The following is a 13,544-nucleotide window of genomic DNA, read 5'->3' as shown; positions in this document are numbered from 1 at the left end:
ACTTAGCCGCCGGTCACGGGGGCGATCACCTCAATTTGATCATTTTCATTCAATGCAAATTGCTGATATTGCGTCTTCGGTACAAAATTTAAATTCACGGCAACCGCAAACGGTGGTTTGGCATCAATTAAAGAGAGCGCATCAGCAATGACGCTCTGATTGGGCATTTCATACTCTACTTGATTAACAATTACGCGCATAGACTGGACTCATGGGTGCTGATATTGCTCGTAATGGATAACCCAAGATCTAAGGCTGTATTGCTTTGGCCTTGCTCTAAAACTTCGAGGGCACAATCCATTACGGCAGGAGAAATCATAAATCCATGACGATATAGGCCATTGATCATGATCAAATCTGCCAATCCTTTTTCTTTTAGAACCCGGATTTCTGGAAGATTGTTTTTTAAAGTGGGGCGACACTGCGTGGTCATTTCCAAAATACGAGCCTCTGCAAAACCACTATGTACGGTGTAAACAGCGCTGAGTAATTCCATCGCAGAGCGAACGCTCATATCAGATAGATCCTCAGACTCAATTTCTGTGGCGCCCACTACATAGATGTCATTTTCTTTGGGCGCAATATAGATGGGATAGCGAGGATGAATTAAGCGAGTGGGACGACGCAATTTCACTTCGGGGGCGTATAGTCGGACGACTTCACCTCGGACCCCGCGTAAGCTATTAAGGGAGCTGGCCCAAGCATCCTTGGCGCCATTTCCACGGCAATCGATGACGCAGTCATACCTATTTTCAGTGCGCAACTGATGTGGATCAACCGCAGCATTCCAGTGGCAATTGACTTTAAGTAGCTGTAATTCTTTGAGCAAACTCTCTAAGAGCTGTCGATTGTCTAGCTGACCCTCATCAGGAAGAAACAGCCCTTGCATAAAACGCTCAGCAACCCCTGGTTCAATCTGGCGTATTTCGCTGTTCGTTAGCTTTTGAGGAAAGGGTAATTGCGAGTTATGGCGACAATTTTTTTCAAGATGATTTGTAAAGCGTTCTGCTTCGCTTACATCTTGACTGTGCCAAACGATGAGGGTGCCTTCTTGCTGAAAAAATACGGGATGAGAGAGCTGTCCAATGCATTCTTTCCAGCGAGGCAAGCTATACATTCCCATGCGTACTACTGAGTCTTCAGTAATCGCCGATTCTGCTAAGGGAGCTAACATGGCGGCAGCAATACGTGCTGCCGCGCCACCGCCATCGGCTCTTGCTTTATCAAATAGGTCAACCTGAGCTCCTCGCTGTGCAAGCGTGCATGCTAAAAGTCGGCCCATTAGGCCGGCTCCCACGATAGCAAACTTGCGAAGGCGAAGATTTGATTGAGTCATCGGGTTTATTGATAAATCTCGCTGCCGCGCTTGCGAAATTCAGCAGACATTTCTTGCATGCCTTTTACAGCGTCACTCTCTTGCGCAATCGGGATCACTTTGGCATCCAAGCTGGCCGCATAATCGCGGACTTCTTGAGTGATTTTCATTGAGCAGAATTTTGGTCCACACATAGAGCAGAAGTGAGCAATTTTTGCGCCCTCTGCTGGTAAGGTGGCGTCGTGATATTCGCGGGCTCGTTCTGGATCTAAGCCAAGATTAAATTGATCTTCCCAGCGGAACTCAAAGCGAGCCTTAGAAAGCGCATTGTCCCGCACCTGAGCACCTGGCAAACCTTTGGCAAGATCAGCACCATGGGCAGCAATCTTGTATGTGATGATGCCTTCTCGTACATCTTCTTTATCTGGTAAGCCCAAGTGCTCTTTAGGTGTGACGTAGCACAGCATGGCGGTACCATACCAACCGATTTGTGCTGCACCAATACCGCTAGTGATATGGTCGTAACCTGGTGCAATATCGGTGATCAAGGGTCCCAGGGTGTAGAAGGGCGCTTCCAAGCAATGCTTGAGCTCTTCTGTCATATTTTCTTCAATGCGTTGCATGGGAACGTGACCAGGACCCTCAATCATGACCTGCACATCGTGCTTCCATGCCTTGGCAGTTAATTCTCCAAGTGTATGCAGTTCGCCAAATTGGGCTGCATCATTGGAGTCAGCAATACAACCAGGTCGCAAGCCATCTCCCAAGCTAAAGGAGACGTCGTAGGCTTTCATGATTTCACAAATCTCATCAAACTTGGTATACAAAAAGTTTTCTTTGTGATGCGCTAGGCACCACTTGGCCATAATCGAGCCACCTCGAGAGACGATGCCAGTAATACGGTCTGCAGTCAGTGGAACGTAACGTAGAAGAACCCCAGCATGGATAGTGAAATAATCCACGCCCTGTTCAGCTTGCTCGATGAGCGTATCTCGGAACATTTCCCATGTCAGATCCTCGGCAATGCCGCCAGTTTTGTCTAGCGCTTGGTAAATTGGCACAGTGCCGATGGGAACTGGTGAGTTACGAATAATCCACTCACGGGTTTCATGAATATGTTTACCAGTCGACAAATCCATAATGGTGTCTGCGCCCCAGCGTATAGACCAAACCATTTTTTCCACTTCCTCGTTAATCGATGAAGTCACAGCAGAGTTCCCTAAGTTGCCATTAATCTTGACCCGAAAGTTGCGGCCAATAATCATTGGCTCAAGCTCTGGGTGGTTAATATTCGCGGGGATGATCGCGCGACCTGCGGCAATCTCAGAACGTACAAATTCTCCTGTGATGATCTCTGGCAGGTTGGCTCCATAGCCTTTCCCAGGATGTTGCTTTAGTAGTTGTTTGTAAGCAGGGTCTTTGCGCAGTTGCTCGAGACCCATGGATTCACGTAAGGCGACATATTCCATCTCAGGGGTAACAATGCCTTTGCGAGCGTAATGCATTTGACTCACATTCTGTCCCGCCTTTGCAACCCGTGGGGCACTGATGTGGGCAAATCGTAAATTCTTAGTCGCCTCATCATTAGCTCGTGCCACGCCATATTCTGAGCTGGGTCCAGCAAGCTGTTCTGTGTCATTGCGCTCGTAAATCCAAGCATCACGTAAGCGTGGCAATCCTTTTTCGAGGTTAATCACTACATCAGGATCGCTATAGGGGCCAGAAGTGTCATAAACCGGTATGGGGGGATTGGAAACCACTTCTTCACCAATACGAGTTGGTAACTGCTCAATCATACGAATCGGTGCTTTGATATCTGCGCGCGATCCCTGGAGATAAGTTTTTGTAGATGCAGGGTATGCAAATTTTTGACCGAAGTCACGCTCCAAGCTTTTTAGGCTGGGGATCTCATGTTTGGTTTTTGGGTTGCTTGTACTCATGTCCATCTCCTGATAATTTTGGATGGACGAAACCGGGTGCCGGTCTGATGTAACTCCCCACGCCAGCATTATCTGGATCGGGTAATAGGGTCTTTCTCAGCGCCTTTTGCTCAAACAGCAAAAGGGCACCCCTGTTTCATCCTTAGGGAGAATTTAACCACGAAATAGGTTTTGAATGTAAGACGCCTATCAGGGGCGCTTCGCTAGACGTCAAAAGCCTACTTATTGCGGCGCAAAATGAAATCTGCCGTTACAAAAGCGGCATCAATAGTGAATTCATCAGCCAAGATGCGGGCGGCTGCCTCAGCATAGGAAACTTCGATAAATCCACTCACTTCACCATCATGATTGGTCGGAATAAAGTTAGTAGTGAGCTCTAAGTCATAAATAAAAAGCTGCTCATCATGAAAACCTCGCGATGGAATGGGGCGACGCATATGAATGCAGCCGACAGGCTCAATATTTTCAGCAATTTGCGAAGGAATACCAGCTTCCTCCCAAAGTTCTCTGCGCGCACTCATCCAAGGTGTTTCATCGGCTGTAATACCACCAGCAGCGATGTTATCCAGCAAGCCTGGATCCGTCGGTTTGTTTTCACTGCGTCTACCAAGCCAAAGGGTATTGTTATTGGTGTAACCGTTAATGTGCGTTGCCATGCTGCGAAATCCAAAGGTACGAAAAGCAGCACGCTCTAAACGAAAGAATTTGTGTCCGCTTTGATCGATCCATGCAAAATCTTCATTGCGCCAGCTGGGTATAAAGCCACTTAAACGCAAGCTATTTGCAATCAGGCCTAAGCTCTCTGATAAGTCTTTAGGTTTGCCTTGATAAAGTCTGAGGCCGTCATTTTCAAGCGCGATGAGTGGCACCGAATTACTGTTTAGGAATTCTTGCAGATGGGGTAGGAAATCTGGGTTGAGGTGACCAATGGTTTGTTGCACTCCATCTTTGCGTAAAAAATAGATCGGCATGAAGTCTGCAGGAGCAGGCCTAGCGGTATTGAGAAGCATTTCCTCAAGGGCTGCGAGCGTACTGGTGGACAAAGAGGTCATGGATTGAAGTGTAAGGGAACTTCTTTCATGCCCTTTAAAAAATGAAAGCTACCTACCATAAATCTCCTGCAACAAGCCATCTCAAGCTTATAGAGGCAGTGTTTCGGACTATGCTGATAATTTAAGCAAGCCAGGTCACACTATAAAAATCCTCGACTTACAGAAACTTTTATCAATTTATCCACATGTCCTGTGGATAACTTTGTAGGGATGATGGTCCCGCCGACAGGAATCGAACCTGTATCCCACGCTTAGGAGGCATGTGCACTATCCATTGTGCTACGGCGAGATTTTGTATATCAAAAATTCTGTGATAAGGAGCAAAGCGATCATCCATTACCAACCACAGAGTGCCCATAGTTGATTGGTGAGAGCCATCATCATTTCAGGTGCATAGTATGCAGAAAAAACAAACAGCAATAAAAAACACGCAAAACCATAGCCGATGATTTTCCAGATCGATAGCAAATTTGATTTATGCATTGACTGTTCGTGTAATTGCACGTTCTTTTACAGGTAGGTTTACCAAGAAGGCGAAAACACCTAATGCAATGGCAATTTGCCAAACGAGAAGGTAAGACCCAGTGCGATCAAATAGATATCCGCCCAAAAACGCGCCACAGAAACTTCCAAGCTGATGCGAAAAGAATACAAGCCCAGAGAGCATGGTTAAGTACTTTACGCCAAATATTTGCGCAACAATCCCATTTGTTAATGGAATAGTAGATAGCCAGAGAAAGCCCATAATGGCAGAAAATATATAAGTACTCATTGGGCTTGGTTCAATCCATATAAAAGCGGTGATGGCAAAAGCTCGACCTAAGTAAATGCCAGAGAGCAAGAACCTTTTGGGAAAACGTTGAGCAAGATAGCCTGAGCTGTATGTGCCGAAGATATTGAATAAACCTATTAAGGCTAGAGCGGTTGTAGCAACGGCAGGCGCGCCAACAGCCGGATATGTGGTAGATAGATCTTTAAGATAGGGTGCAAGATGAACGGCAATAAAGACAACTTGAAAGCCGCAGACAAAATATCCCAATGTTAGCAATCGAAAACTGGGGTTTCTTATTGCTTCGCTAAGTGCTTGCATGATGGTCTGATCGCCATGCGCATGCTGATGATGAAAATTTTTCTCACGCAGCATAAATGCGGTCGGAATCATGAGGCTTGCCATCAAAGCCAACATCAATAGTGCATCTTGTGTGCCAAAAGCACTCAACAAACCTTGCTCTGCGGGAATCATTAAAAATTGCCCAAATGATCCTGCGGCAGCAGTAATGCCCATTGCCCAAACGCGTTTTTCTGCAGGAACGTTGCGCCCTAAGATGCCATAAACCACGCTATACGTTGTTGCGGTTTGCGCTAGACCAATCATGAGTCCACCTGCAATGGTGAAATTGAGGGCGTCGGATGAAAGCGCCATGCCTGCAAGTCCTAGCGCGTATAGCGCGCCGCCTGCAATCATGATTTTGAAAGCACCATAGCGATCAGCTAAGGCGCCGGTGACTGGTTGCACTGCACCCCAGATGAGATTTTGGAGTGCAATGGTTAATGCAAATGTCTCACGCCCCCAACCATTTGCCATGGTGATGGGAAGATTAAACAAGCCAAAGCCGTGGCGAATACCCATCGACATGGTCACCATAAAGCCACCATAAATCAGTACTTGTCTCATGGTGAGGGAGGTTTTGAGTGAGGTCACTAAATAACCCCTTTTTCTTGGAGTTTGGCGATTTTTTGTGTATCAAAGTGCAAATCTTCTTGCAAAACCTGAGTTGTATGTTGACCTAAAGTGGGCGGCGCCATACGAACTTCGGTAGGGGTTTTAGACAACCGCATGGGACTTGCTACGAGTTTCATGGTGCCCACGGTTGGATGCGGAACATTAATCTGAACTTGCCTTGCAATGACTTGTTCATTTTCAAAGACTTCTTTGAAGTTATTGATTGGACCGCAGGGAACATTCGCGTGCTCCAAGAGTGCTATCCACTCACCTTTCGATTTTTTACGAGTCATTGCTTCAAGTAGGGGAACTAACTGTTTGCGATGTTTTACGCGATCAGGGTTGGTTAAAAAGAGAGGGTCGTCAGCTAATTGGGGTTCACCACCAGCGGTGACAAAGTGACGAAATTGACTATCGTTACCAGATGCCACGATCATCCAACCATCTGAGGTTGGGAAGGTTTGATACGGAACAATAATGGGTGAGGCATTCCCCCAGCGACGCGGAATTTCACCGGAGCATAAATAGGCACTAGATACATTAGCCATCACTGCAATTTGCGTGTCCAGCAAAGACATATCGATGTATTGACCTTCGCCCGTATGATCGCGATGAATGACGGCAGCCAGAATGGCGGTAGAGGCATACATCCCAGTAAAGATATCGGCGATAGCTACCCCAGATTTTTGTGGACTGGCACCTTCAACATCTTCAGCCTCTCCCGTGACACTCATAAATCCACCCATTCCCTGGATGATGAAATCGTAACCGGGTCGATGAGCATAAGGGCCGTTTTGTCCAAAGCCTGTGATTGAGCAGTAAATCAAATCAGACTTGATTTTTTTTAAGCTCTCATAGTCAAGACCATATTTAGCAAGGTCTCCCACTTTGTAGTTTTCAATAATGACATCGGATTGGGCTGCCAATTGACGAATAATCTCTTGGCCTTCAGGCTGACTGATATCTACCGTAATCGATCTTTTATTGCGGTTGATGCAAATAAAATAGGCAGTTTCTGCAGTTTCATTCCCTTTTTCATCTTTTGCAAAGGGCGGGCCCCAGTGGCGAGTGTCGTCTCCAGCGCCTGGACGTTCTACTTTGATGACGTCAGCCCCTAAATCCGCTAGATTTTGTGCGCACCATGGCCCAGCCAGCACACGGCTGAGGTCTAAAACACGAATATGACTTAAAGCTCCCATGGCTCAATTTTGGCATGGATGGCAGGGGATTTCTTGAAAACTTCTGGCTGATCCCAAGACATGGCTACAATTTTGGCGCATGGCTACCAGTAAAACTTCTGAATACAGTGAATCGTCGATACAAGTCCTTAAGGGGCTAGAACCCGTCCGTCAACGGCCTGGGATGTATACCCGGACCGACAATCCCTTACATATCATCCAAGAGGTTCTGGACAATGCTTCAGATGAAGCACTTGGGGGATTTGGTAAGCACATTATTGTGACCTTGCACACTGATGGCAGTGTCAGCGTGGAAGATGATGGTCGCGGTATTCCCGTCGGAATACATCCCTCTGAAAAGTTACCAGTAGTTGAAATTGTATTTACTCAATTACATGCAGGTGGCAAATTCGAAAAGGGCACTGGTGGTGCTTATGCATTCTCAGGTGGTTTACACGGTGTCGGCGTTTCAGTAACGAATGCACTTTCCAAGCGCTTGGAGGTGACGGTCTGGCGCGATGGTCAAGTGTCAACGTTGACTTTTGCCGATGGCAAGGTCATCGAAAAATTAAAATCGAAACCATCATCCAAAGATGATAAATCCCACGGCACTCGCGTTCGCGCATGGCCTGATGGCAAGTATTTTGATAGCTCTGCCATTCCAATGGCGGAACTGATTCGTTTACTTCGATCCAAGGCGGTGCTATTGCCTGGCGTCAAAGTGACACTCATTCAAGAGAAGAGTGGCGATACTCAAACATGGCAGTACGCACAAGGTCTGCGTGGCTATTTAAATGAAGCTATTGCGCAAGCAGGTCATGGTGCAGAGGTGATCCCGCCATTTGAGGGTGAGCAATATGCCACAGGTACAAGTGATGATGATGCCTTTGCTGAAGGTGAGGGTGCAGCATGGGTGGTCAGTTGGACGGAAGATGGCATGCCAGTGCGCGAAAGCTATGTAAATCTCATTCCAACACCTGCTGGCGGAACTCATGAAAGCGGTTTGCGTGAGGGACTTTTTAATGCGGTAAAGGGCTTTATTGAGATGCATGCATTGCAACCTAAAGGTGTGAAGTTGATGCCTGAAGACGTTTTTGCGCGCGCATCTTTTATTTTGTCTGCCAAAGTGTTGGATCCGCAGTTCCAAGGACAAATTAAAGAACGCTTGAATTCAAGAGATGCAGTGCGTTTGGTTTCTGGGTATGTGAAATCTGCTTTGGAGCTATGGCTCAACCAGCACGTTGATTATGGTCGCAAACTTGCTGATTTGGTTATTAAGCAAGCCCAAGCGAGAACACGTGCAGGCCAAAAAGTGGAGAAGAAAAAATCCTCAGGAGTTGCCGTTCTTCCAGGAAAGCTGACTGACTGTGAAAGTGAAGATATCTCTCAAAATGAAATCTTTCTGGTTGAGGGTGATTCGGCAGGTGGATCAGCAAAAATGGGTCGCAATAAGGAATATCAAGCGATATTACCTTTGCGTGGCAAAGTATTGAATACGTGGGAAGCGGAACGCGATCGTTTATTTGCCAATAATGAAGTGCACGATATTGCTGTAGCAATTGGTGTGGACCCGCATGGCCCCAATGACGATCCTGATCTGTCGAATCTTCGTTACGGCAAGGTGTGCATCCTTTCAGATGCGGACGTTGATGGCGCCCACATCCAGGTACTGCTGCTCACATTGTTTTATAAGCACTTTCCTAAGCTTATCGAGTTGGGTCACGTGCATATTTCAAGGCCACCTTTATTCCGCGTTGATGCGCCAGCGCGTGGCAAAAAACCAGCACAAAAAATTTATGCCCTGGATGCAAACGAGCTCCAGGCAATAGAAGACAAGCTGCGTAAAGATGGTTTAAAAGAATCGGCATGGCAAATTTCACGCTTTAAGGGTTTAGGTGAAATGAGTGCGGAGCAATTATGGGATACCACTCTTAATCCTGATACTCGTCGTTTATTACCCGTTACCTTGGGCTCTTGGACAGAAGATGAAACCTTTAAAACAATGGATATGCTGATGGGTAAGTCTGAATCAGGTGCGCGCCGCGACTGGTTGGAAGAGCGCGGTAACGAAGTAGAGGCAGATATTTAATGGCAACCAAAAAATCATCAAGTAAAAAACCAGCTGAGCAACAGGCAGATTTATTTTCATCGTCTGTAGAAGAGATGGATATTGTTGAAGTTTCTGAAAAGCCCATAAGTACTGCTAGTGGAAAATCAGGTTCTAAGGGGCCAAATGATCCTCATGATCCTAAAACGATGGATTTAAATGAAGATAACAAGGACAGTTTGACGCTGGCCGTCTATGCCGAACGTGCTTACTTGGATTACGCCATTAGCGTGGTGAAAGGTCGCGCACTTCCTGAGGTTGCTGACGGTCAAAAGCCAGTACAACGCCGTATTTTGTTCTCGATGAATGAAATGGGTTTACGTGCAGACGCTAAACCTGTAAAAAGTGCCCGTGTTGTCGGTGACGTATTGGGTAAGTTTCATCCGCATGGTGATCAATCTGCCTATGATGCCCTGGTCCGTTTAGCGCAGAGCTTTTCTCTACGCTATCCCTTAATTGATGGACAAGGCAATTTTGGTTCTCGAGATGGGGACGGTGCAGCTGCAATGCGTTATACAGAAGCGCGCTTAACCAAAATAGCAGGCTTATTGCTCAGCGAGATTGATGAGGGTACGGTTGATTTCGCTCCGAACTATGACGGTTCATTTCAGGAGCCAAAGTTATTGCCGGCACGATTACCATTTGTTTTGCTCAATGGTGCTTCTGGTATTGCAGTGGGTATGGCAACCGAAATACCATCGCATAATTTACGCGAAGTAGGAAACGCTGCAATAGCATTAATGAAGTCACCCAAATTATCCACGGCTGATCTTCTAAAAATCATGCCAGGCCCAGACTATCCTGGTGGCGGTCAGATTATTTCTTCAGCTACAGAGATTGCGCAAATTTACGAAACAGGTAGGGGCAGCGTTAAAGTGCGTGCTCGCTGGTCAATCGAGGAGCTGGCTCGCGGCCAATGGCAAGTCGTTGTCAATGAGTTGCCGCCATCTGCCTCATCTCAGCGAGTGCTGCAAGAGATTGAAGAGCTTACCAATCCCAAGGTAAAGGTTGGCAAGAAAACCCTTACGCCCGAACAAAATAATCTTAAATCCACCATCTTGAATGTACTTGATGGGGTGCGTGACGAGTCTAGTAAAGATGCGCCAGTTCGATTGGTATTTGAGCCTAAGAGCAAAAATATCGATGTCAATGAGTTCGTCAATCTTTTATTGGCCCATACTTCGCTTGAATCTAATGCACCAATGAACTTGGTCATGATTGGTAACGATGGTCGTCCTCGTCAAAAAGGCCTCAAAGAGATTATTGCTGAGTGGATTGAGTTTCGAGTCAATACGGTCACGCGTCGTACCCAGTTCCGTCTAGGTAAGGTCAAAGATCGCATGCATATCTTGGAAGGGCGCTTAACTGTTCTTCTGAATATTGATAAAGTGATCAAGATCATTCGAAATAGCGATGAACCTAAAGCAGATTTGATAAAGGAATTTAAGCTTACGGATCGTCAAGCTGAGGATATTTTAGATATACGCTTGCGCCAATTGGCTCGATTGGAGGGCATCAAGATCGAACAAGAGCTTAAGGAGCTTAAATCGCAACGCGATGATCTAGAGGGTTTATTGCAAAGTGATGCCACATTGCGTAAGCGCATCATGAAGGAGATTGAAGCCGACATCAAAGATTTTGGTGATGATCGCCGTACGCTAATTCAGGAAGATAAACGTGCTATTGCAGAAACGAAAGTCATCGATGAACCTGTAACGGTTATTGTTTCTCAAAAGGGTTGGGTGCGTGTGCGTCAGGGTCATGAGCATGATCCAACGCAATTTGGCTTTAAGGCAGGCGATTCACTTTATGCAACGTTTGAGGTTCGAACTGTTGATGTGATTCAAGGGTTTGGTAGTGATGGACGCGTATATACCGTTCCCGTAAGCGAATTACCTGGTGCAAGAGGTGATGGATCACCCTTAACCAGCTTTGTGAACTTAGCGGCCGGCTCGCAAATGGTGGCTTACTATGCAGGCCAACCTGATGATTTAGTTCTACTCTCCACGAAGGCTGGATACGGCTTCTTGGCGAATGTTTCAGATATGAGTACGCGCAATAAGGCAGGAAAATCCTTTATCACGATTGACGCTAAAGTCGTGGGCGATGCACCGTTGGGGGCGACCAAAGTCGAGGTTGGCATGAAGCAAGTTGCCTGTCTATCGCAAGCCTCTAAATTACTGGTTTTCCCATTAGATGAGCTCAAGCGCTTACCTACAGGCGGTAAAGGTGTCATATTGATGGGCTTAGACGACAAGGAGTTTATGGCTTCAGCGATTGCAGTGGGGCCTAATGGCGCCACCTATTCTGGTGCTGGGCGTGCGGGTAAGCCTACCGAACTTAATCTGGATGCAAAAACCTTGAAGTCATTTGCCGGCAATCGAGCTCGCAAAGGTCATTTTGTTGAACCAAGACTCAAGGACGCAAAGCTCAAGGCAAACTAAGTACAACGTATGAATGTTTGCTGAGATGGTTGAATTGCCGGGATCTTAGATCTCGGCAATTAATTCAATTTCAACGCATGCGCCTAACGGAATTTGCGCAACCCCAAAGGCACTTCGCGCATGCTTGCCAGCATCACCAAAGACTTCAAATAGCAACTCTGAGCAACCATTAATCACCAGATGTTGCTCGGTGTATTCGCTGGTAGAGTTCACAAGACCCATGACTTTCACAATGCGCTTCACTTTTTCAAGTGATCCAAGGTGATTTTGTAAGGTCGCAATTAAATCAATTGCAATAGAGCGGGCTGCTGCTTTACCTGTTTCAGTGTCCATATCGAGACCCAATTTTCCAGTCCATGGCTTGCCATCCCGTTTAGCAATGTGGCCCGATACAAACACGGTATTGCCGCTTGTGGCAGCCATCACGTAGGCAGCTGCTGGTGGTCCTGGTGGAGGTAAGTCAATTCCTAATGTTTTCAGTCGATCGTGAATAGTGCTCATATTGTTTTTGTGTCTAGGTATTTGTAGCTAATTAAAGAATATTACTAGTAATTTATTTGGATAATTGCCGCATGGCATTTTCAAGGCCATTCAGTGTGACAGGATACATTCGATCTTCAAGCAGATTTTTCATAATATCAATGGACTGCCGATATTGCCAAATCGATTCCGGTTCAGGATTCAGCCAGGCAAAACTTGGAAAATGATCAAGTAGGCGGTTAATCCATACTGCGCCCGCTTCTTGGTTGTTGTATTCAACAGAGCCATTGGGGCTCAGAATTTCATAAGGCGACATCGTCGCATCACCAACAAAAATCAACTTATAGTCTGGACCATACTTGTTAATGATTTCTTGAGTGGGGATAACTTGATCTCTGCGACGACGATTATTTTGCCAAACATTTTCATATACACAGTTATGAAAGTAGTAATACTCAAGATGTTTAAATTCTGCTTTGGCTGCAGAAAAGAGCTCGCCAATTTGCTTAATGTGATCATCCATGGAGCCGCCAACATCCATGAGGAGAAGGACTTTAACTTGGTTATGGCGCTCAGGTCGCATCCGAATATCTAACATGCCAGCATTGGCGGCAGTTGATTGAATGGTTTTATCTAGGTCTAGCTCAAGGGCGGACCCTTCGCGCGCAAAGCGACGCAAACGGCGCAAGGCAACTTTGATATTGCGTGTGCCTAATGCCAGATTGCTGTCGTAATCCTTAAATTCACGGGCTTCCCATACCTTAATCGCGGTGCGATTGCCTGCGCTTTCGCCGCCAATACGTATCCCTTCGGGATGGTAGCCGCTATGACCAAAAGGTGATGAGCCGCCAGCCCCGATCCATTTATTGCCACCACCATGCCATTCTTTTTGTTCTTTCAAGAGCTCTTCTAGACGTTTTCTTAGCGCTTCTGGTCCGCCTAGTTTTTGAAGCGCTGCTTTTTCCTCATCACTTAATACGCGTTGCAATTTTTTTTCGAGCCACTCACTTGGAATGTCGGGAGAGAGGGCAATGGTTTGCTCTACGCCTTTAAAATAGGAGCCAAAGACCTGATCAAATCGATCAAAATGCTGCTCATCCTTTACTAAGGTCATGCGAGAGAGTTGATAAAACTCATCAATTGAAGGATCGATAACGCCTGACTTTAATGCTTCTAATAGAGTCAAAAATTCTCTTACCGAAACGGGGACTTTGGCCTCTTTCAATCTGAGAAAGAAATGAATCAGCATCGCTCAAATCCCACGAAAAATTCAGAGTGATTTAACGCTGTCTCTTATACACATCT

General features: G+C 46.2%; 10 protein-coding genes, 1 tRNA gene and 1 riboswitch. Of the genes, 2 read left to right on the top strand and 9 right to left on the bottom strand.

Going from position 1 to position 13,544, the window contains the following annotated elements:
* Positions 1-2: 2 nt before the first annotated feature.
* The 7 genes from thiS to KIH43_RS00395 all read right to left on the bottom strand — a co-directional run bounded on the left by thiS (position 3) and on the right by KIH43_RS00395 (position 7,229).
* Positions 3-200 carry a sulfur carrier protein ThiS gene (gene thiS, locus KIH43_RS00425; RefSeq protein WP_297716650.1) on the bottom strand — a complete coding sequence of 66 codons (198 nt, stop codon included), beginning with the start codon at positions 198-200 and terminating at the stop codon, positions 3-5.
* Positions 191-1,336 (bottom strand): FAD-dependent oxidoreductase, encoded by a 1,146-nt coding sequence (locus tag KIH43_RS00420; RefSeq protein ID WP_297716648.1) that lies wholly within the window; start codon positions 1,334-1,336, stop codon positions 191-193. The genes thiS and KIH43_RS00420 overlap by 10 nt, the downstream gene beginning before the upstream one ends.
* A gap of 5 nt (positions 1,337-1,341) precedes the next feature.
* The gene (thiC, locus tag KIH43_RS00415; protein ID WP_297716646.1) at positions 1,342-3,255 is read right to left on the bottom strand and encodes a phosphomethylpyrimidine synthase ThiC; all 1,914 of its coding nucleotides are present in this window, start codon (positions 3,253-3,255) and stop codon (positions 1,342-1,344) included.
* Between the two features lie 37 nt (positions 3,256-3,292).
* A riboswitch (TPP riboswitch) is annotated at positions 3,293-3,398 on the bottom strand.
* Between the two features lie 75 nt (positions 3,399-3,473).
* Positions 3,474-4,307, bottom strand: a complete 834-nt coding sequence (locus KIH43_RS00410; RefSeq protein WP_297716645.1) for a DUF4743 domain-containing protein — start codon at positions 4,305-4,307, stop codon at positions 3,474-3,476.
* A gap of 214 nt (positions 4,308-4,521) precedes the next feature.
* Positions 4,522-4,596 (bottom strand) — tRNA-Arg (locus KIH43_RS00405).
* A 186-nt stretch (positions 4,597-4,782) separates the two neighbouring features.
* A complete protein-coding gene (locus KIH43_RS00400; protein WP_297716707.1) occupies positions 4,783-5,982 on the bottom strand; it encodes an MFS transporter in 1,200 nt (399 codons plus the stop codon).
* A 26-nt stretch (positions 5,983-6,008) separates the two neighbouring features.
* Complete coding sequence (locus tag KIH43_RS00395; RefSeq protein WP_297716643.1) at positions 6,009-7,229, bottom strand: CaiB/BaiF CoA-transferase family protein; 1,221 nt, start codon at positions 7,227-7,229, stop codon at positions 6,009-6,011.
* A 79-nt stretch (positions 7,230-7,308) separates the two neighbouring features.
* Here KIH43_RS00395 and KIH43_RS00390 point away from each other — a divergent pair, with 79 nt between their 5' ends.
* Positions 7,309-9,297 (top strand): DNA topoisomerase IV subunit B, encoded by a 1,989-nt coding sequence (locus tag KIH43_RS00390; protein ID WP_297716641.1) that lies wholly within the window; start codon positions 7,309-7,311, stop codon positions 9,295-9,297.
* Between the two features lie 167 nt (positions 9,298-9,464).
* Entirely contained in the window at positions 9,465-11,759 is a 2,295-nt protein-coding gene (parC, locus tag KIH43_RS00385) for a DNA topoisomerase IV subunit A (protein ID WP_297716705.1), read from the top strand.
* A gap of 45 nt (positions 11,760-11,804) precedes the next feature.
* Here parC and KIH43_RS00380 read toward each other — a convergent pair whose 3' ends face one another.
* Together KIH43_RS00380 and KIH43_RS00375 are read right to left on the bottom strand one after the other, a co-directional pair.
* On the bottom strand, positions 11,805-12,260 hold the full coding sequence (locus KIH43_RS00380; protein ID WP_297716639.1) for a RidA family protein: 456 nt from the start codon (positions 12,258-12,260) through the stop codon (positions 11,805-11,807).
* A gap of 52 nt (positions 12,261-12,312) precedes the next feature.
* Entirely contained in the window at positions 12,313-13,488 is a 1,176-nt protein-coding gene (locus tag KIH43_RS00375) for a VWA domain-containing protein (protein WP_297716637.1), read from the bottom strand.
* Positions 13,489-13,544 lie beyond the last annotated feature (56 nt).

Origin of the sequence: Polynucleobacter sp., assembly GCF_018500155.2 — a bacterium.
Lineage (GTDB): Bacteria > Pseudomonadota > Gammaproteobacteria > Burkholderiales > Burkholderiaceae > Polynucleobacter.
Note: the sequence above shows the minus strand (reverse complement) of the source record. Positions and strands in the feature narration are given on the sequence as shown.